Below are 20,775 nucleotides of genomic sequence, written 5' to 3'. Positions count from 1 at the left end.
TCGAGAGGGCAGCTGGTCGTCGTCCTCTCAGTGCCGAACAGGTACGACTGCGTTTCGATCGGCTACGCGAATTCGGGTACTAACTCTTGTCCGTCGGGCATGTCGGTCTTCTGTTACGTGCAGGGAACTGCCGTGCGAGGATCACCTCAGGTTTTCGGCGAAGAATTCGACCGCCCGTATTCGTAGACCGCATTAAAAGTGTCACAACTTCGGCAATAAAACTGTCACTTCGCGTGTTGGTCAGTCACTTTCGCAAAAAAACGCGCCGGTTCAATGACTTGGCGCGAGCGAAGGAAAATCGTCACTGCCGCCGGTCCGCGAGCGTGTCACTGTGTAATCCGCTTGGGTCGCTTTCTTGCGTTGCGGAGCGCAAAAGCAAGCCTAGGGAAAGCATGAAGATCGCCCTCTTTCTTTATGATTTTATGATACGTAATCCTTATCTATGGCCGCGGTGCAACGGTGTGGCAGCATAGCAGGTGGGGTCGCCTCCGGTACGAAAGGATGCGGTGAATTGTACTGCCATCGGTGTCCCAGAAGGGTATGGTCGAGGCGCTCGCTAGAACCTCCGTGTCGGCCCGCATCCCTTGCTGCGTAAGCGGTTCAGCTCCGGTAGTTGACCCGCTCCCTGCGACTGAACTCACAGGTTGAATATACCTCGGTCACTGGATAGAACCCCTTGCTTCGGGTTCAATCATATCTGATGCAAGGCATCGCTCTGGATTAGATTTAATCTATGTCGTATTCCTAACTGTATATCCTTAGTTGCAATCACACAACGCTGCTCATCGGCCCTCTACGGTTAAGCAAGAACTGCTGATGGCGCCTCCCAAGCGCGGCGCCCATGCGGCAGGCACAGGTGACGGACAACCGCCGGTCGCGATCGAGAATCATCCACAAAATCAGAGAGTTACGGCAAAAGGCACTAAGCACGATGCGAAGTGACAAAGTTAATACGGACTTATGCGAAGTGACAGTTTTACGTCGTTCCGACTGCAAGCAAAAGTGTCACCTCAGCGGCGCCTCGGCCCGATGCTTCGGGGTCCGGTCGGTGACACATTTAATTCGGTCTACGCGATCCATGCCAGTGCGCCGATGCCGCTTTGGCAGACAATGGCTCGCACCCACTTAATCATCCGGCAATCATGTTCGAAATTACGCCTCAAGATGTTGCGCAGCTCGACGACACGCAGTTGAGGACACTCGTCGCGCTGCTATGCGAGGCGGATTTGCGTAGTCGTGGGTATCCCACAGCCGCGGTAACTTGGGGTGGTGACCAGAATGCGAAGGACGGCGGCTTAGATGTGCGAGTCAGCTTGCAGCGGGACAAACCAATCGATGGATTCATCCCGCGACCCGCCACTGGATTCCAAGTCAAGAAACAGGACATGCCGCCACGAGCGATTGCCGGTGAAATGTGTCCCAAGGGCGAGTTGCGTCCAGCTATCCGTCAACTGGCCGAAGACGGTGGGGCTTATATTATTGTCAGCTCGGAGGGCTCTACTGCTGACATTGCACTGACTAAGCGAATGAAGGCGATGGCCGACGCACTCGCGGGATTGGATGATCAAATTGCGTTTGACTTCTACGACCGCACTCGTTTGGCAACGTGGATCCGAAGTCACGCTGGTCTCGTCGTTTGGACACGGCGAGCGATAGGCCGAGCGATACCGGGATGGGAGCCGTACGGCGCGTGGGCATACCCGGCTGGCGGTACTGAGGCGGGATATCTTTCGGAAAGCGACGCCCGCGTTCGCGATCGAACAGTTAATAGTAGTGACGATATGTCGGTCGAAGAGGGCTTGAAAAAGATTCGCGGAATCTTGCGTAGCTCCGCGCGCGTGGTACGTCTAGTGGGATTGTCTGGAGTAGGCAAGACTCGATTTGTACAAGCATTGTTCGACGAGCGTATTGGCGAGGAAGCATTAGACCCGGCCCTTGCTATCTACACGAATATGAGCAATGAGCCGAACCCACAACCATTTAGCCTCGCATCCGATTTAATCGCGAACGGCACGCGTGCCATATTGATTGTAGACAACTGCGCATCAGAGCTGCATGCGCGACTGGCGGCGCTAGTAGGGTCTACCGCAAGTCCGGTAAGCGTTTTGACGATTGAATACGACATCCAGGACGATTTACCGGAAGGCACCGATGTATTTGAAATTCGAGCTGCGTCGATCAATCTTATCGAGCAGCTTCTTCGAAGCCGGTTTCCGAAACTATCGCAAATAGACGCCAGAACAGCGGCGGAGTTTTCCGGTGGCAACGCGCGCATCGCCATTGCATTGGCGGATACCGTCGGGCGGGGCGGCACACTTGCCAGGCTCAATGACACGCAGTTGTTTGAGCGCTTGTTTTTTCAGCGCCAAGGACAGGATCGGTCCTTGTTCGAAACTGCGCAAGCTTGCGCGCTGGTGTACTCGTTCAACGGTGAAGATATATCGGATGATGAAGAAGCCGAGATGGCGAGAATAGGCGGTTTGATCGGTGGAACTGCCGATCAAGTGCACCGTGACGTAGCGGAGTTACTTAGACGTGATCTGGCCCAACGACGCGGTAAGTGGCGCGCGATTCTTCCACATGCCTTGGCCAACCGTATCGCAGCGACCGCGCTGCAAAACATACCGTATGCCCGTATTCAGCAATACCTCGTAAACGGTGCACCGCAGCGTCTAACGATATCGCTTTCCAGGCGGCTTGGTTATCTTGACAGCAGCCAGGAAGCGGCAAGTATCGTCCGCGATTGGCTTGGTACTAACGGATGGATCGGGGAGCACATTTGGAATCTCAACGAGTTTGGCAGCTCGATGCTTCGGAACAGCTTGCCAGCCGAACCAGAAGCTGGCTTGCGGGCACTTGAGGTCAACCTGCTGACACTTGACGCTGAAACGCCAATCACTTCAGGCGACTATTTGCCGCGGCTACTGCGCTCTCTAGCTTGGGGCGCAGCGCTGTTTGATCGATGTACTGCGTTGCTTCAGGTCATCGCAATTCGCGGTGAAGAGAGGATTGCGAAAGAGGCGCATGAGATTCATACGTCACTGTTCTCCATTTATCTGTCCGGCACTCACGCAACCTCGGAGCAGCGAGCCAGCGTTGTGAGGAATTTGATAGGCTCTGATGGTGCGATGGAACGTGGTCTGGGCATCGCTGCTTTGCGCGCGATGCTGCAATGTAATTATTTTACTTCGCATCATGATTTCCAATTTGGCGCGCATTCACGCGACTACGGGTATGCGCCGAGTACATATGGCGAAATGACACATTGGTATAGGGCGGCCTTCGTTGTCGCCGAAGAATTTGCGTCGACCGGCAATGCTGCCGCGAATGACGTAAACAATGTTATATCAATGAGTTTCCGCGGTCTGTGGACGCAAGTTGGCCTGCGGGACGAACTCGAGAACGTAGCTGCCAGATTCGCTGCCCAGGGATTTTGGAGCGATGGTTGGCTCGCAGTGAAACAGACCCGCTTCTACGACGAGAAGGACAAGGCTTCCGAAAACTACGCAAGGCTAACAAAGCTGGAGGAAATGCTTCGTCCCCGTGATCTGGTGGAATGCGTTAGAGGCAAGGTGTTTGCCTCAAGCTCATATGACGTCGACGGAATTGGCGCAGGGGATGCGCATAATTTTCACCTAGCGATCGAGCAACGGCAGGCGGAAGTTAAGTCGCTTGGCAGCGACGTCGCAAGCGATTCGGCCGCACTAACCGTACTTATGCCAGAAATCGTTGGCGGGAAGGGGAATCTATGGGAATTCGGGATGGGTCTGGCTCAAGGAACGAAAGAGCCGATGCAGCTTTGGCGGAACATCGTCGAGCAGTTCGAGGTAACACCGCAAGACAGGCGCGATACGAGAGCGTTAGGTGGATTTCTTTTTGAATTGAGCTCTAACGACTCGCCGTTGCTTGACGAGTTGTTAGATGAAGCTTTAGAGAACGAACCGCTCGCGCCATATTTCCCTTCGTTGCAAACCTCGACACCTTTCACGCCACTCGGTATGACTCGGCTAATCCGCTCACTTGATATCGGAAAGGCACCAATCCAGATGTACGCGAACGTTCAACTGGGTCGCGCAGTCGAGGTCGTTCCGGGAGCAGACATCGCGGCATTCATTACATCTATCTCAAAAGCAATCGATGGCGAGCCCGTCGCTATTCAATTGCTCAGCACGCAGTTCTTTACCGATCTTCAGGATAAACGCGCTCATACACCTGAAGTCGTTGAAGCGGGCAGAACCGTCCTTCAGACATTGAACTTCGATCAACACAGTTGGCGGCATGATTATCACCTGCACGGTGTTGTAGCCGTTTGCGGGGCAGGCGACGAGGGCTATCGCGTCGTGAAAACACTGTGCGAGAATTTCAGGCTGGCGGCCATAGAGCACAAGATCAGCGGGTTTGATCACGATCAGCTTCTCAAAGCGCTGCTCAAAGTGCAGCCCAAAGCAGTACTGGATGCACTGCTAACGGGAGATCAGACGGCGGTTTCAGCCAGTGTGCGTCTGATCGACCAGTCAAGCCATCGACAACAAAATCCAATGGATGAGGTGAGTGAAAGTACGCTGCTTAAATGGTGCTCCGAAGATCCAGTCAATCGCTATCCAGGCGTTGCTTCTGTCGTGTCCGTCTTCACTCTAACCGCCGATCAAAACCCGAGTGCATGGTCTCCTGTAGCAGCGCGGCTAGTACACGGTGCTCCTGATCCGCTCGTGGTAATGGGCGCATTTGTTGCGCGGCTTCGGCCGATGATGTGGAGCGGTTCAAGGTCGACAATATTGCAAACGAACGCAATGCTGCTAGAACAGTTCGATGTCCAAGGCAATGCAGCGCTATATTCATTCATCGCGGCGAAGAAGGTTAGCTTGCTACGTGAAGCCAGCGATGATTTGCGCTGGGAAACCACGCGCGATCGCGAACGAGACGAGAGATTTGAGTGAGGTGCATATTCGATACCGCGACGTCGTTGATGGTCGAGCGAGCGAAATCGTTGAATGAGTGTTCTTGAATTAGGCGGAGGCGATATCCTAGGATGACGAGCTACCACGCGCGGTGTGAGCACAAGCCTCGCCATGCGGAAGGAGCGTTCTTCGCAAACCTGCAGGAGGCGATCGGTGACCCCGATCTCCTATGTCGGCTCGACCTCTTTCTGCACACAGAATGCGCACCTCCATTACCATTGTCGGCGGTCGAACGGATGCTAACAATTCCGGCACATGGCGGCGCAATCACTAACCAACGGAGAAATCAAATGCCCATCGTCAGGATCGAGTTGTCGCCAGGGCGGACACACGAGCAAAAGGCCAAGTACGTCGAGGAGGTGACAAAGCTCACGTCGGACGTGTTGAATTGTCCGGTCGAATCTATCGACGTCATATTCGTCGAAATCCCTCCGACGAACTGGGCCCACGCCGGGAAATTTTATGCAACACCGAAGCAGGAGTAGCTCGCACGCGGCCACGCGAGGCGAGTCAAGATGGTTTGGCCGCGCTGCGGTTGCGGACATAGCTTTGCACATCCCACTAAGTTGCGATCTGGACGGTTGCTCTTCGGCAGCCAACGAACACCCATTGGCCGGCCGGAGTCAAGGATCAAAGGTAGAACAGCGTCGATCACATCCTTCGGGAGCAGACCAGCAAATGCAGAAACCCCCGCGACGCACCCGCGGCGGTTCGCGCAACAGGCTTCCATGACGACGGTGCATGGTTGCAAAGTGGCGAAGAACTCGACCAGTTGCTTGCGATCTACCTTCCTGCGGAACATGGCTTTGCCTTGCCGATCTTGTCGTGAAGGTGAAAAGAGTGCTTGCCCAAATCAATGCCGACCTGCGTGACTTCTTGCATGATGGCTAATCTTCTGCGGAGCGTGTTTAAAGATCCGTTGCCGGTTGACTGACGGTCAAAGTCGCTTTGACCTGTTTTCCACGGCGGTGATCGACCAGATGCGTAAGCGACATGGCGTATGAGAAGCCTGGCGCTTCCCACTTAGATCTGATCGAGTGCCAGAACTCGCAAACGGTCGCGCGCGTCTGCCAGTGTCTGCAACAGCGCAGCACGCGGCGCAGCCCCGACGTTTTGATTGCGCTCGATCTCAAACTGTAATGCATCAACTTCAGCATTCGTACTCTCAACCCACTTCGCTGTCTCGTCGCCGCTTAACGCCACGTTGCTGGTTTGAATCGCTATCCGTGCAGCTAGGTTGCTTAACTTGGCTTCGTACATGATCCGTATCCTCTTAGGTGATCGCACATTGCGTCATGCGGGGTGGTCTTGCGCTCGACACGAACATCGAACGATGTCTGCAGTCTCGCATCTTTCGAACGTTGAACATCGCCACGAGGTCATCGCGATATCGCTTAGTCAGTCGCTTGCGCTTTTGTTATCACGATTCACGCATACAAGTCCCTGTGCAATGCCAGCCAAGGATTGCCTCACCGTCGGTTGGCCACGTCGATTGTATGCTCCTTGGCAGGTGTACGGGAACATCTGCGCCGTCCTTTGCTAGACCGATTGCTGACGACCAGGAACCCGTGTCGCTTTCTACTGATTCAACGGTTACGGTGTATTTGCCATGTAAGAAGGTCTTTTTGCTCATCGCTGATCTCCATCAATGTGAGCGATCGAAGACCCTAGCATGCGCCTTTTCCAACAATGTCGTTGCCTACAAAATCGGACCTTCCGTTGCCTGAGAGCGAGCGCGGGTTGCCCCGAAGTACCCTCTCAAAATATCATGCTCAGTCACGGCCGTTAGTAAAAAATCGGTGAGCTACCTTGCTTTGGCCCAATCGCCGGCAAGCGAGCGGAGTGTTCTGGCCTACCTGCTCCACAACCGATCGAGTAACGTCCTAAATTGTGTGACCAGCCGGCGTCCTTAAGATTGCTGCCCGCGACCTCGTGCTCCAACCGCTCCTCTTCTGCCCGCGTCACGACCGCGTCTGCCTGATGCGCCCAATTAGATTTCGGTTTCGCTTTCATTTAATTAAAGAGTATTCCTAATAGAATGATATTTACGGAAATCGGCAAGATGTGGGTCATTGCAAGGTTCCGCTTACGGATACTATCCGACGCTAACTGTCGGTGCAGACCAATTTATCCGACCGAGAGGTGTGGTCGCAGTTCTAGACCCGCGGAGCGTGCGAAAACGAGCAGTTGCATGGTTCAAAAAGGCTTGCAGACAAGGATCGGTGAATGGCGTAGGGTAGGGTGGTTATCCACCTACGACCAAGGAACACGCATGAAAGATATTACGCGCAACTCCGCTGGCTACAAGTTGGCACGTCAACTCTGGATGACGCGCTTCGAAATGGCGTTGATCATCTACAGGCCGGAAGCGGCGGTGGGAATCGACTGGAACACGGCGAAACTGCTGTACGAAGCGGACTACCCCGAACAGTCGGCAGCGCCCCGATATTGCGAACTGTTGGAGGCTGCATGACCGTCGAAGCGTGGCTCACGGCGTCGTAGCGTTGCAGCGTGCTCAGGGCATCGTTACGCCGTATCACGTCGCGGCAGTCAGCAAAAATATCGAGTTGCATGCTTGAAATCGGGAGCCGACGGCCGGTCAGGTGGAATCCAGTTCTGCCATCGACGCATACCCCCCAGGATTGACTAGCCGGAGCGACGCCGGCTACGACTGATCGACGTAACCGAGCCGGAGATGATCGGCCAGACAAGGCCACCGAACGGAGCTTCGAAACGAGATTTCGGAGGCAGGTTTTGATCGAATCCAGAGGTGTCGCGCAAGGTGCGATGATGGACTGGGCAATACGTGAATGCCGCAAACTGTTATATCGTCGCGTGAAATCGAGTCTCAGCGCAGATTGACGGAACCGCAAAGGCGTACTGGCGAAGTCGAGTATCACCCCGTGGCTGCTCAGCACAAAAAATGCACTTCGAAGATCGGCGGGGGGACCCGTCAGGGTTCTCGCGAGGTTGGGAATATCGAAGGAATAGTGGGCGCGCAGATCAACGTGAGGTTCTGCATTGGTCGTGCGCAATACTGACAGCGCTTCCGTGAGTCGCTGCCAGCTTAGACGGTCAAGCGTCTGAAACTTCGAAGGTCGGGACCACGCGAAGTCGAACGGATAGGCCCAGGCACATCGCGCGGTGTAGGTCGGCTGAGTGGTATTCGTTGGTGGGGCGGCAAGTCTCCACCGCAAATGTGCGAAGAACACCGCGAGTAAGCTCTAGACATGGCTGTGGATGAAAGGCTTGGCACCGGCTCCTTACCGCAGCACCAATAAGACATAGTGTCCTTCGTTCGCCCGGTGTGAGAAGTAGTCGCTGGTCAAACCGGGCGATCACATTCAGGTCGTTGAGCCGACACCGGTTTCGACAACTGCTGACGGGGTGCTCACGGCCGCGCTCTTTGGCGCCGTCTTTTTCGTCGGCGCCTTTTTTGCGGATGGCTTCTGAGTCGCATTCACAGCAACTTTTTTACCCACCACAGTCTTCGCAGACACGGTCTTCTTGGCGGCAGGCTTCGTCGCTACAGCTTTCTTCGCTACTTTCTTCGCGGAAGTTTTTTTACCTGCAAGCTTTGCGCTACCCGCTTTCGCCGCACCACTGTCGGCGCCGTCAACCAGAAAGCTCGTCCGGTCTTTCGCTGCCGCAAGCCACGCGGGTGCCGGACCACGTCCGCTCCAGGTTGCTCCGGTCTTCGGGTCGAGGTATTTTGCGGGCTGCGGTCCTTTAAGCTGTCCCTTGGAAGCAACTGCGCCTGCAGCTACCGAGGCTTTCTTGGCCGTAGTCTTGGCCTTACTCACAGGATTCACAGGACTCACGCTTGCCGCACGAACGGCATCAATGCCACTCGCAATCAGGAACTTGGCGCGATCCTTAGCCTCCGCAATCCATGCCGGCGCACGACCGTGGCCGGTCCAGGTGGCGCCTGTCTTAGGATGTTGATACTTTGGCGGGGTACCGCCCTTTAGACTTTTGGTGGCCTTCGCCTTAACAATTGGAGCACTCCCATTCGCTGCTTTCGCATCGCGCTTTGCCTTTGCTTTGGCCTCGATGTCCTCAGTGGTCAAACCGTGCGTCAGCATGATTTTTCGAATTTGGTCGAGCGCGGCTTGCGCCTTTTTTGCGATCAACGTATCTGCTTGCACCTGCAATTTCTTCATCTTTGCTTGGATCTGTTCGAGGGTGGGCATCGTGAGCTCCTTAAATGGATATGGCCGCACTATGCCATGAGCCTCGATAGTGCGAAAGCGCTGATAGGGTTTTCGCGTTACGCAGATGCAACCAACTATGGCGGTTGAACCGGGAAGGGGCCTTCGCGATTTGAGTTTGTCTGCCACCGTTCATGTACGCCCGATCATCGCGACACCATGCTAGTTGAGACACTATTTTTCTCAAAACAGCGACTGCCCGAGAGTAAAGCTGTTGTTTGATTCGACCGTCGTTGATCGTGCTCCAAGCCCTATTGGGTAAGAGTTCCACTAGATCCACCTCCATGAAGCGAGGTACAGGTCACCGTCTTCGTGACTTTTGTGCCGAAAACCCCTTAATTCACGAGCTCAGACGTTGCGTCTTCATGTTGGTGTTGTTACGCTGGCGCCAAACCCGAGAATTTGTACCTTTGCGTTAGTCGGTGACGGCGCAAAGGCAAAGGCCTTGGGCAACCTTTGACTAGAAGAGAGGCATTCATGGCAACTACCGCCACCAAGAAAACCGCGGCGCCGGCGACGAAGAAAGCGGCAGCACCCGCTACGAAAAAAGCGACAACTGTCAGCAAGAAAGCTGCGCCAGTCGTGAAGAAAGCGGCCGCGCCTGCAGTGAAGAAACCAGTCGAGGCGGCTCCCTTGAAACCGATCAAGGATACGTTCACGAAGGCGTCGCTGACCATTCACCTTGCCGAGCGCTCCGGCGTGGAGCCGAAGGCGGCCAAGGCGTTGTTGGCGGCACTCGAAGAAACGGTGCTCGCATCGATTCACAAGAAGGGCGCACAGGAGTTCACGCTGCCGGGCTTGCTGAAGGTGGTTGCGCAAGACGTGCCGGCCAAGAAGAAGCGCTTCGGCAAGGATCCGTTCACGGGTGAAGACAAATGGTTTGCGGCGAAGCCGGCTTCGGTGCGCCTCAAGGTGCGCCCGCTAAAGAAGCTGAAGGATGCTGCGCTGTAAGCGAAAGTGTTCTGAAGTGATAACGCCCCTCGCGACGAAAATCCGAGGGGCGTTTCCCATTTTACGCCCAGCATGGGCGCAATCTTGGAGATGTAAGTCCTCCCGTGAGTTGACCACAGCGAACGAAGTGAAGCGCAACTGCGCGAGGGCGCCGGCGGAGTGAACGCCTCTCGTCGACCCGGATCAGGTCGCCCCGACGTTAGCGGTAAGTTGTATCTCCGACGAGTTACTCGATGGGGAACCGGGGATCAACTGTGTCTGGCTCACCGTCGTTTGACATGAAAATCGCTAGCCAACGAGTACTTTGAAACTGGGCGGCTATCACCATCATCAGCACTGTCAGGGGAGTTGCGAGAATGGCGCCCGGTACACCCCAGAGGAGCGTGCAGATCCCTAACGCGAACATCCCCACGAGTGGATCCGTGTTAGTGCTTTTGGCCTGGAGTTTGGGCAGTACGAGATTGTGTGCGACCTGGAAAATCGAGAGAACGATCGCGAACACACCAAGAGGCACGGCAATCGATTCGCTATGGATTGCGGCAAAAAGTGCCGGCACAACGCTGGCAACAAACGGTCCGACGACGGGCATGAATGCCAGCAGAAATACCGTGACCGACCAAAATGCCGTATTAGGCAATTGAGCGAAACGGAAGACGGCTGCGGCGATCGCGGCAATCGCCAGGTTGACGGCAGTCTGGGAAATCAGATAGATCTGCACGCTACGGACGACTTTATAGAGCACCATCCGATGGGAGTTCGCTCTCGCTTCGTTGGTAGCGATCTTGACAACCTTTGGGTCGGTGTCTGTCGTGGGTCCCAAAAGCATAAACATGAAGAAAAATAACGTAAGAAACGCTTCCGACACCGCCTCGCCTATCCCGGAAGCCAAGCTGTGCTCCAGTGCAGGGAAGTCGATAAACCCAAGGACAGTTGCTAGATCGAACTTTCGCCCAAACCCTACGCTGACCGATCGAATGAGGCTGTCGAGCTCAGCGGGGAGGGCCGGACCTTGTTTGATGAGATCGCTCGTGCCCTGGAGGATAACGATAAGAATGCTGTATGCGCTGAAGCCGACAATAACAGCGGTCGCAACGAGTACCAGCCATCTTGGCGCACGGGGAAGCATGCGCATCACCAGTGAAACGATGCCCCCAATGAGAATACGGAGCAACACGGCCAGAAAAAAAGGGACGAGCACCGGGCGCAAAAAATACAGGATCGCCAGACACGCCGCTACACCGGTTGCCGTCTGCGCGACGGAGCTAGGGGTTGTCGCCATCGTTAATCTTCGAAGTGGTATGAATCGGTAAGCGCAGATTGTAGATTGTTCGCATTTCCGTCGGTGGGAATATCAGGCACTCTCGCTGTGAACAGGATCGTGCGTCGTAGACGAGAGTGAACCAAACCGTGGGAGGTCAGTTCACGCCGCTCGGCGCTCACTTGGCGAGTTTGCAGCTGCAGAAGTCTTGGCCAACACGGCAAGTTTCTTAACCGAGAATTCTTTGTTTAGAACAGCAATTCTGACCTGTGCCAGGCAGTGCGCTCCCTCGTCCGTCCATCGCATTTGTTGCTTCTTCGCCATGCGATGGCTGACCACCAGGTTCACCGCGGACTCGGCAATGCTGCTGCTGATCGGTAGTCCCTTGTGATAGCGCATTCCATAGTTCACCAGCGTACCGGCGTTGTTCTCGGTGTAGAAGTACAGGCGGCGCAGGTTCCGGAACAACGTCGAGTGCTCATAGCCTTCCTTCTCCAACAGTGTGGCATGCAGGGCCTTGATGCGGGACGCCGATCGTCGGCTCTTTCCATGCCAAACCAGCCACTTGGCGTGATCGATCTCTGTCTCTACAGCGATTCGCTCGTGGGGCTCCACCGTCTCGCTTCCTAACACCGAGTTCTTGGCAGCCTTGAACTTCATCGCGATGTGAAACCAGTCCAGGATCCTTCCCCGAGCGAGCTGGCTGCCGTCCACAGCCTCGCCGAATTCGCCAGCGTCATCGCTGATCACGGTGACTCGCTCGTCTGGAGCCACGCCGCTTGCAAAGAGAAATTGGTCCAACCGCGCGGGCGCCGATGGCACTAGCTTATGCACGTACGCGTAGAGACGCGGAGTGCGATCAGCAAGAGTTGCACGGCCCGCAACGATGTTGACATGTCGATCCCGCGTTAACTTCTGCGCCCAAGGCGATTTCATCTCCGCAAGGTCGCGCGCCGCCTTGCGGCTCTTGGGGCTGCTGCTGAAGCTCAGCCACGCCGAGTCGACGCTCACGCAGCCGACGGTGGTCGATCGCGAACCTGTTCTGCGCTGACCGCTTTTGGTCCAGACGCGATATCGCGCTCGATCTGCGCGTCCAGCGCGCTACCGATGGCGAGGATCCGACGGCGAGTACTACCGAAGGAAATCCCTTTGTCCAGCGGAAGGACCTCTCGAAGCAGCTCAGTGGCCTGACGGTAGGGTAGATGGGCGGCCCATTTGGCCTGCAGGTACTCCAATTCCGGCGTCACACGCTGGTGAACGGCCTTGCACAGCGGACTCACAGAGCGGCGGGGTTGACCTTGCTTTGCCGCGCAGCTGCACGCCCACAGCCTCGGACTCGGCACGTCGACCTTGCCAAATACGGTTCGCACCACGATCGACCGGGCATCCTTGTGCGCCAGCATTGAGCCACAACGGTGGCAAGCCAATTGGCTCTCCATCCACCCGGCAGTCTGCTCCGATACCAGTAACGATTGAACCTCAGCGAGCAAGGCGCGACCTTCGGCAAGTGTGAGTTCCAGGCCGGCGACGCTTCGGTCCTTTCGTTCCACAACAGCAACGGTCGTCGCTTCAGTCTCACTCGTTTCCCCACCCTCGAGGCGGGCCTCGATGATCAGTCGCATGGCAACTCCGATCGTTTGGCAACGTCGCCAGCATAGCTGATAAGGCCAGCGTGCTGGGCGGACTCGCTGGGCTCTTTTCGTTAGAAACGTCGCGGATTCCAACCGCCGTATCCCATCAGGTAAGCCATCTCGTCGTCTATGACGGCGGTCAAGTCGACGGAAATAGCCTCCCACGGTTTGGTTCATTCTCGTCTACAACATCGTACGTCAACTTTCTAAAAGCTTTCTGGTGGCTTTGGGTTGCATGACGCCAGTCGCAGCTTTGCGAAGTTCAAGCTGCGTATGCCCATCGCATGAGGTCGCGTCCGGCCACTTTCGGCCGTTCGACGCTACCCTGCGGATTGCTGACAATCGTAACAAGGCGTCAGTAAGTGCCTTCGTTCGGATCGCAGATTGTCCAGCATCTTTGTCCCCGATCTTCTGCATACGGCCGCATGAAGATAAATCTATACGCACAAACTCTCAAGTTCGGTGCGCCTGCGCCGAAATACTCTTAGAGCGCCTGAGTTAAGCCGGTCTGGATATGAGCTGCTTCGTAGTGCATCAATTATGAAGAGGATTACTAATTGTATTGCGAGTGCGTGCGTCCGTTTGTTGCTTTCTTCAGATGAAATCGAGCAACGAGACTCTGATTTTCTTACTCGAAACTGTGCGCAGAATTTGCGCGCGTCTCATGCGATCACCCGCAATGGAAAAAGTCCTTCAACTTCAAGGAACGGCAACATGACATTCAGCAACATGAGACTCGGCACCAAATTGATCAGCGCGTTTGTACTCGTATGCTCGATCGGCGCGGTCGTCAGCGGGATCGGCATCCGCAATATGGCCCAGATTAATGACGAGGGCGACAAGGTCTACCATCTTGACCTCGTGGGGCTATCCTTGACCCAGAAGGCGAATATCGATCTGCTGGAGGCTGGCCGCTCGTTGAGCAACGCCATACTGGCCTCCAGCGCTGAGCAGCGAGCCGGCTTCCTGGACCGAAGCGAGAAAAACCTCGCGCGGGCGCGGGATGCGCTCGACAAAGCCAGACCGCTGTACTGGAGTGAAAAAGGTAAAGCGGTCTTCGCTGAACTTGATCAGAGCTGGCGCGACTACGCCCAGGCCTTCAAGGAGATGGGAACGAAAGCCAGCACGGCTCCGTTGCAGGATCGCAGCGAGCTAACCGAAAACTTGTTCGGCAATTTCCGGCAGAAGGTCAACAAGGTTGACGAACTGATGAACACCCTGGTCAGCAGGAAGCAGGAAGACGCGAAGGAAGCCGCCGAATCCAACCAGAATCTGTATCTGGAAAGCCGCAATCTTATGATCATCCTGGTGATCTTTTCTGCCTTGACCGGAATTGGAATTGGCGCTTGGCTGACGCGCAGCCTGACGCGACAGTTGGGAACAGAGCCGGCAACAGCCGCCGACCTGGCGAAAAGCGTCGCGGCAGGCGATCTCAGCGTAAGCATCGACCTGCGGCCCGGCGACACACATAGCCTGATGGCATCGCTGAAGAACATGCGCGACAGTCTATTGCTAGTTGTGTCGGATGTACGCGAGAACGCCGACGGTGTTGCTACGGCAAGCGCGCAAATCGCTCAGGGCAATCTGGATCTGTCGAGTCGCACCGAGGAGCAGGCGAGCGCTCTGGAAGAAACCGCCGCTTCGATGGAACAGCTCACAGCTACGGTCAAACAAAACGCAGAAAACGCCAAGCTGGCTAACGAACTGTCGCAGAGCGCGAGTACGATCGCCGTCAAAGGCGGAGCGGTTGTTGATGAGGTCGTCGAAACGATGACTGGTATCAACGACAGCTCGAAGAAGATTGCCGAGATTATCAGCGTAATCGATGGTATCGCCTTCCAGACCAATATCCTCGCGCTGAACGCTGCCGTGGAAGCGGCGCGAGCCGGTGACCAGGGTCGTGGCTTCGCTGTGGTTGCCGGGGAAGTGCGCAACCTGGCACAGCGCAGCGCAGCCGCGGCCAAGGAAATCAAGACTCTGATCTCAACTAGTGTTGAACGTGTAGCACAGGGTACCGCCCTGGTTAATCACGCTGGCACGACAATGACCGAGATCGTCAGCGCGATCGCGCGTGTGACCGACATCATGGGTGAGATCAGTGTGGCCACCAATGAGCAGAGCGTCGGCATGGGGCAAGTGGGCGAGGCTGTGAGTCAGATGGACCAGGTTACGCAGCAGAACGCTGCGTTGGTAGAAGAGAGTGCTGCGGCTGCAGAAAGCCTGAAGTCCCAAGCCCAGCAATTGGTGCAAGCCGTGGCAGTGTTCAAACTGTCGGACAGCGCCGCGTCTGCCATTAGTAGCCTGACAGCACCGGCGAGAATGGCTGCCAAAGTACTTCGCGGTACGAACCGAGCCGAAAGTCGGGGTGCTCCCGCAATCCAAGGTTTGCACTGAGAGAATGCCGTGAGTTCACCTGGACTTTGCTGGGTGGCTGCACGGCCGCTTCGAGGAGATTCGAGCGTCAGGATCGCGGCGACCCGTGCCATTCGAACGCGCAGTTCGTGAACGCCTAACGTGCGCAAATCTATGGTCCACCCACGAATTGGAAGCGACGTTTTTTGCTGCCTGGAAGGGGCGTCTGTTTATATCTATTCGGTCTCGGTACGAGGTTCCGGCCGTGATGGGTATCCGCGCGCGATCGACCTATGAACTTCCGCGGCCTCAGTGAGCCTTGTGCGCACACAGGTTCACGATCGCGCCGATTGACTGTTCTTCGACACAATGTCACTTGCAGTAACGGGACGGGAACTCAGGCTGGACGATAGTTTTTCATTAGTAAGCAAGGCCCAGGCGATGCGCGCCAGTTTGTTGGCCAGCGCGACGGCAGCAATGTTCAGATGACTGCGCGCTTCGAACTCAGTGAGCCAAGCTGCCAGCCGGTGTTTTGATCGGTTCAACCGGCTCATGACACCGCGTGCACCGTGGATTAGCAACTTTCGCATATAGCTGTTGCCTCGGCGCCCGCCGCCCAGAAGACAAGGCTTGCCGCCCGTACCAAGCTGCCGGGACACGGGGCCGATCCAGGCGGCCAGATCCCGGGCGTGCCGGAATTACTTGGCGTCACCTACAGCGGCGACGAGCGCGGTGGCACTGAGTGTGCCAAACCGGGAATGGTGACGAGGCGCTGACAGAGCTCGCTGCCGCGCAATCAGTTCGATCTCACGCGTGAAATTGGTGATGGCCTCGTCCAGTTCTCTCCAGCGTCGAACAAGGATATCCAGCAGTCGCAGCATCACGACCGACAGCCCGGAACTAGCGTCGTTCATGAGCTCCGGCAAACGGTGCTGCAGCTTCGCTCTGCTTTGCACGACGGTCATGCCGTCTTCCAGAAGAAATGCCCGGATCTGGTTGATCTGTCCAGTCCGTTCCCGGATCAGCCGATCCAGTGCGCGGTGCAGCGCCTGAAGGTCGAGTTCCTCAACCGATTTCACCCCGCGTTCAGCCGCTCGATATTTGCGGGTGCCGTACCCACTCGCCCAGGGTGAGTGTCGCCCAAGCAGGAATGGGCCGAAGGGCCAGTTGCATAACCTCCGTGCGGACAACCTTAAATGCCTGTCCCTGCTGCGGCACCCACGGCGTACCCGAGATTGTGAGTCTTGGCAGCGTCACGATTGCTGCGGGTCGAGCTAGGTTAGTCCCGGTGAGCCTTGCTGCAATGGCAGATTTCATTCCCGCATCGCGAGTCCGAGCATGGATCCCCCTGCGACTGCGTAACTCCGCTATCGTCGGAGAGCGCGGAGTCCGTGAGAAGCCTACTCAATTTTTACATGACGCCGAGTCTGCATCTTCGATGCATTTAGGGACAGCTGCGCACAAGTGGATTTGGCGAGGATAGGTTTGCGCTGTGAGTCGGAGGGATTTAAAAATTGCTTATGCCGCTCTAAAGTCACTTTTTTCTAGATAAGTAATCCTTAGGGTCGCGAAGCGCAAACTAACAACATGCATTGTTAACCATATTGACACTGATTGCGGTAATTTTTGTCTCGGAGATTGCTGTCTCTGGCGGTCAGCTATCAACGATGTTCAATCGGTTGCTCGGAGGCTCCGGGCGATAAATGATCAATTGAGAAACATCATGAGATCTTTACTCAACACCTTCTTGTGTCGCCTCCACGCTGATCGTTCCCGCCGCGTCATTCGCACAGAGTTCAAATGGGCCCATAACCCGTGCGTAAGTCAAAGCTCAAGTGGTCGAGGCAGAGCAGCAGGGCACGGTACATCAATCAAAGGCCCGTTACCCGCCGGCAGCCCCGTGGACGACCCACACGCAGAGCGCACCCGACCTTCTTATGGAGCGACGACGTATGGCTCTTCGCGATCCGGCGCATCACTGCCACTTGATTCAAATGTCACACCGTTCAAGAATCATTGATGTGCGCAGCACATCCTTCGCAGCGCCGAATGAGTCGCGGTTCGCTTGGGGTAATCTATGTCGTGTTCGATTTTCCTTAATATCGGCTTGAATCGATTTTCCCTGTCACGAGTCGCGAGTTTTCGCGGCGCAATTCTTCATGGATGGGCGTAACATCCCGGCAGGTCTCGCCCTCCGATTTCGTTTTCTGCGACCGATGTTCTCATTAATGTACGGTCGGGGTACTTCACCGCGATACCGAACTCCAGCGTCATTTCCCCGATGGCGAAGGCGCAATCTTCACACGCCGAGTCCGTCCCATGGATAACAGCGGGTCAGTGCATCCAATAGTCCTCGGGAATCTTGCGGTCCGCTTCTGAAAGATACGGGTTATCGAGGTGGACAACCTTTCTGCCGGCCAGGTTCGCTTGTGTCAACGCATTCTGAATATACGGATGGGTGTTGAACAGCTTCATGTACGAGCCGTCTCGATAGGCTGCGGAGAACCCTTTCTCTATCGTCGCGGCGAGTTCCTTGTGACCCCGGGCGACATAGAACAGAAAATCCGACCGATATATCAGCAACAGCCTGTTCTCGACCGCAAGGTCCGGCTCCGTTTGCTTGCGCGCTTCCAGTTCAGCAAACGCTTCAATGACGCCGCGAGGGAAATAGTCGATCCGTCTGCCCTGGGTCATTTTGAAAAGCGTTTCGTAGGTCGCCGTTTGCACATTCAAGCCGGCGCTTCTCAGGATTTTTGTGTCGACCCATCCAAGCCCTTGCCCTCCTGTCAGCGCCTTCAGGTCGTCAAGACTGTCGATTCTGTCGAAATCCGGCTGCCGGTTTTTTCTTATGAGGAACACTCGATAGCCGATCAGGCCTCGGTGAATCGGGATGTGGACCACGTTCAGCCCGCGCTCGGCCCGTGCTTCCATGCTCGTCCAGTGCAGGTTGATGGTGTCATCGTCTGCAAGCTCGGCGAGCGCACGGCCACGCTCCATGACGACTTCCGCTTGTCGAGTCGTGAAGTCGGCATTGGCCGACTTCATCGCGAGATCAAGGACCGCCAGCGCGAAGGCGGCATGAACGTCGCCGCCGGGCCGAATCTGTGGGTAGACGATGTCGAAATGCTTCTTCGGCACGGCACGCGCGTTGAGCGCAATGGCCGTCGCACTGAAAGCTGCCAATAAGAGGCGCCTGCGGCGCTTAGATAGGGTTGCAGTTGACACTAGGACCACGTGAGGTTTCCGCGAGCCCGTGCCCGAGCGGCCATGTATTGTGTCATGGCAGTCGCATGCTGACAAACCGGACAAACGCGCTGGCGCGTCGCCAGCGCAGCGTTGATCGCATCGCATATCATCCGAGCGACTGAATCGACGAGCTGTTCTCCTGGAATGCCAAACCGCTGCTGCCGCTTTCGGCTACTCGGGAACCGCTGTGTCAGCAGACAGACGCCGCTGGCCTTGTTTGTCGCTGGTTGTTCGGCATAAGTGCCCCGTCACGAAGACGACACCCTGTTCCTACCCATTGTCTTCGCGATGTATAACGCCTCATCGGCAGCTTTAATCACAGCCGTCACGTCGCTATTTTGTTCCGGCTGCCAACTCGTCGCTCCGATGCTTGCGGTGATGCGTCCGTATTCGCTATTGGCGTGTTCGATCCCAAGCTCGCTGATGGCTAATCGAATCTTCTCGGCGATCAGCGATGCGCCCGCAGCAGCCGTGTCCGGAAGAACCACGATGAATTCTTCACCGCCGTAGCGCGCCGCGCTATCGGCGGGACGCCGGATGGTCTCACCAATGCATCGTGCGACCGCAGCCAGCGCTTCGTCACCCGCCAGGTGGCCATAGGCGTCGTTGTATGCTTTGAACCGGTCGATATCGACAAACAGCAGCGAAAACACAGTTCTCGTCCGTCTCGCGCGGCGCCATTCGCTGTCGAGGATCTCGCCGAGCGTACGTCGATTGTGCAGGCCTGTCAGGTCATCGGTTCTGGCAAGCAACTGCAGCTCCGATTCCGCGCGCATCCGTCGCCTGAGCTGGGCACCCAGCACGGCTGACAACACGACGAACCCGAAACCGAAACCCAGCATCAGCGTGCCGATAGTCAGTGCTCTCTGCCGCCAAGCCGCATAGATGTCCTGCTCCGCCGCTGCGACCATGATGATCAGGGGCAAGTGCGGAAAATTCTTGAATGAGTAAAGCCGGCGAACGCCGTCAATCGACGCGGTGTCGGAAAAACTGCCTTCTTGCGCGGCGACGAAGTGCTGAAAGGTACTCGCTCCCGTGATATCACGGCCAATGATGTGAGGGTCATACGGCTGACGCATAATCATAATGCCATCCCGACCGATCAGGGCCACGGACCCGTGCGAGCCCAGCGATAGCCCGGCGAATAGGTTGTGGAAATACTCTAGATCGATTGCGATGACCACAGCCCCGGCAAACGATCCGTCGAGATGCGAAAGCCGGCGACTCAGGACAATGCTCGGTGCCCCGTCGTGCAGCCGGGAGCGAAACGGATCGCTGATATAGAGGCCCACGTTCGGGTTATCCCGCTGCACAGTGAAATACTTGCGATCCGCGAAATTGCGCTTTCGCGGAACATCGCTAGCCGAGTCGATGACAATATTGCCGGATTCATCCAGTACGAGCATCGACTCGAGATATTTTGCGGTGGCCGCACGATCAAACAACAGCAGCCTTCGCAGGTGTAGCGGCAAAGCCATAACATCCGGTCGATGCAGACCGTCTACAACCGCCTGCAGCGAGAGCCCGTATAACTCGAAATTCCGCTCGATATCTCGTTCCGCGATTAGGGCGACGTTGTGCGATGTCTCCCTGGTTCGATCCAATGCGTCGCGTCGGCTCTGATACAGCACGATCGCGCACAGGCCGAGCATCATGAGGGCGACCAGCACACCGCCATAGACAACGCTGTTGGGCGACGCTAGCTTGCCTTGCAGCAATCTGTTTGTGGAGGACCTGAACCAATTATTTTTCTTTTCCATCGTCTGCAGTCGCGCCGAAGTGTCGTCGATTGAATTTCATAAAGCTTACGGGCGGCACGAACGTGGCGCCACGATCACGCAACGGGAAGCGCCAAGCTTGGCCAATGATATACACGGGTCATGTTGCAAAGAAAAGCGGTACCCGCTTAGGCCTTTCAGTTATAGAGTTGCATCCAGATTCGCTCGCGGACTGATTACCAGTTCACCAAGGCACGAGTATCGCTTATCCGTTGTGCCCCGGCGCCGCAACGCGAGCGGATCGCCGCCGCTCGCAACTCATGTTTTACGTCAATTGCTGTCAGGAAACGGTTTCCAGGTTGATATGGTTTCCAACGGGGCCGATGGTTTCACTTGGCATGACGGAGGATTTCAGCCTTATCGTGCTCGACATGGCACTGATGCGGCAAT

General features: G+C 56.1%; 13 protein-coding genes and 3 pseudogenes. 6 read left to right on the top strand and 10 right to left on the bottom strand.

The features are described from left to right. Window positions 1-1,142 precede the first annotated feature (1,142 nt). The 3 genes and pseudogenes from ACSQ8V_RS39180 to ACSQ8V_RS39170 all read left to right on the top strand — a co-directional run bounded on the left by ACSQ8V_RS39180 (window position 1,143) and on the right by ACSQ8V_RS39170 (window position 5,443). Window positions 1,143-4,937: a hypothetical protein gene (locus tag ACSQ8V_RS39180; protein ID WP_436209473.1), complete on the top strand. Its 3,795-nt coding sequence runs from the start codon at window positions 1,143-1,145 to the stop codon at window positions 4,935-4,937. 77 nt (window positions 4,938-5,014) lie between these two features. Next, a pseudogene (locus ACSQ8V_RS39175) lies at window positions 5,015-5,122 on the top strand (ATP-binding protein); the annotation flags it as partial. Between the two features lie 126 nt (window positions 5,123-5,248). Next, complete coding sequence (locus tag ACSQ8V_RS39170; protein ID WP_047848548.1) at window positions 5,249-5,443, top strand: 4-oxalocrotonate tautomerase; 195 nt, start codon at window positions 5,249-5,251, stop codon at window positions 5,441-5,443. A 233-nt stretch (window positions 5,444-5,676) separates the two neighbouring features. On the opposite strand, the pseudogene ACSQ8V_RS39165 reads toward ACSQ8V_RS39170, so the two are convergent. From ACSQ8V_RS39165 to ACSQ8V_RS39155, 3 genes and pseudogenes are all read right to left on the bottom strand, one after another. Next, window positions 5,677-5,840 (bottom strand): annotated as a pseudogene (locus ACSQ8V_RS39165) (IS110 family transposase); the annotation flags it as partial. 141 nt (window positions 5,841-5,981) lie between these two features. Then, complete coding sequence (locus ACSQ8V_RS39160; protein WP_436209472.1) at window positions 5,982-6,218, bottom strand: hypothetical protein; 237 nt, start codon at window positions 6,216-6,218, stop codon at window positions 5,982-5,984. Between the two features lie 160 nt (window positions 6,219-6,378). Beyond that, window positions 6,379-6,591: a DUF6566 family protein gene (locus ACSQ8V_RS39155; RefSeq protein WP_436209471.1), complete on the bottom strand. Its 213-nt coding sequence runs from the start codon at window positions 6,589-6,591 to the stop codon at window positions 6,379-6,381. Window positions 6,592-7,230: 639 nt separating this feature from the next. Between ACSQ8V_RS39155 and ACSQ8V_RS39150 the strand changes: the two genes are divergently transcribed. Then, window positions 7,231-7,431 (top strand): hypothetical protein, encoded by a 201-nt coding sequence (locus ACSQ8V_RS39150; protein WP_436209470.1) that lies wholly within the window; start codon window positions 7,231-7,233, stop codon window positions 7,429-7,431. Window positions 7,432-8,302: 871 nt separating this feature from the next. Here the strand turns inward: ACSQ8V_RS39150 and ACSQ8V_RS39145 are convergent. After that, window positions 8,303-9,151, bottom strand: coding sequence for an H-NS family nucleoid-associated regulatory protein (locus tag ACSQ8V_RS39145; RefSeq protein ID WP_436209469.1), 849 nt, complete (start codon window positions 9,149-9,151; stop codon window positions 8,303-8,305). A 495-nt stretch (window positions 9,152-9,646) separates the two neighbouring features. On the opposite strand from ACSQ8V_RS39145, the gene ACSQ8V_RS39140 reads away from it, so the two are divergent. Further along, window positions 9,647-10,120, top strand: coding sequence for an HU family DNA-binding protein (locus ACSQ8V_RS39140; protein ID WP_436209468.1), 474 nt, complete (start codon window positions 9,647-9,649; stop codon window positions 10,118-10,120). A gap of 226 nt (window positions 10,121-10,346) precedes the next feature. On the opposite strand, the gene ACSQ8V_RS39135 is transcribed toward ACSQ8V_RS39140, so the two are convergent. The 3 genes from ACSQ8V_RS39135 to ACSQ8V_RS39125 all read right to left on the bottom strand — a co-directional run bounded on the left by ACSQ8V_RS39135 (window position 10,347) and on the right by ACSQ8V_RS39125 (window position 13,000). Beyond that, a complete protein-coding gene (locus ACSQ8V_RS39135; protein ID WP_436209467.1) occupies window positions 10,347-11,399 on the bottom strand; it encodes an AI-2E family transporter in 1,053 nt (350 codons plus the stop codon). Window positions 11,400-11,540: 141 nt separating this feature from the next. Beyond that, entirely contained in the window at window positions 11,541-12,389 is an 849-nt protein-coding gene (locus ACSQ8V_RS39130; RefSeq protein ID WP_436209466.1) for a hypothetical protein, read from the bottom strand. After that, window positions 12,386-13,000 carry a hypothetical protein gene (locus ACSQ8V_RS39125; protein ID WP_436209465.1) on the bottom strand — a complete coding sequence of 205 codons (615 nt, stop codon included), beginning with the start codon at window positions 12,998-13,000 and terminating at the stop codon, window positions 12,386-12,388. The genes ACSQ8V_RS39130 and ACSQ8V_RS39125 overlap by 4 nt, the downstream gene beginning before the upstream one ends. A gap of 723 nt (window positions 13,001-13,723) precedes the next feature. Between ACSQ8V_RS39125 and ACSQ8V_RS39120 the strand changes: the two genes are divergently transcribed. Continuing rightward, window positions 13,724-15,403 (top strand): methyl-accepting chemotaxis protein, encoded by a 1,680-nt coding sequence (locus tag ACSQ8V_RS39120; protein WP_436209464.1) that lies wholly within the window; start codon window positions 13,724-13,726, stop codon window positions 15,401-15,403. A gap of 499 nt (window positions 15,404-15,902) precedes the next feature. Here the strand turns inward: ACSQ8V_RS39120 and ACSQ8V_RS39115 are convergent. From ACSQ8V_RS39115 to ACSQ8V_RS39105, 3 genes and pseudogenes are all read right to left on the bottom strand, one after another. Beyond that, window positions 15,903-16,139: pseudogene (locus ACSQ8V_RS39115) on the bottom strand (transposase); the annotation flags it as partial. Window positions 16,140-17,695: 1,556 nt separating this feature from the next. Next, window positions 17,696-18,544: a hypothetical protein gene (locus ACSQ8V_RS39110; RefSeq protein WP_436209463.1), complete on the bottom strand. Its 849-nt coding sequence runs from the start codon at window positions 18,542-18,544 to the stop codon at window positions 17,696-17,698. A 311-nt stretch (window positions 18,545-18,855) separates the two neighbouring features. Beyond that, a complete protein-coding gene (locus ACSQ8V_RS39105) occupies window positions 18,856-20,262 on the bottom strand; it encodes a sensor domain-containing diguanylate cyclase (RefSeq protein WP_436209462.1) in 1,407 nt (468 codons plus the stop codon). Window positions 20,263-20,775 lie beyond the last annotated feature (513 nt).

It is taken from the genome of Caballeronia sp. LjRoot31 (assembly GCF_964253885.1).
Taxonomy (GTDB): Bacteria; Pseudomonadota; Gammaproteobacteria; order Burkholderiales; family Burkholderiaceae; genus Caballeronia.
The sequence above is the reverse complement of the archived record's forward strand: the minus strand, read 5'-3'. Positions and strand labels throughout refer to the sequence as shown.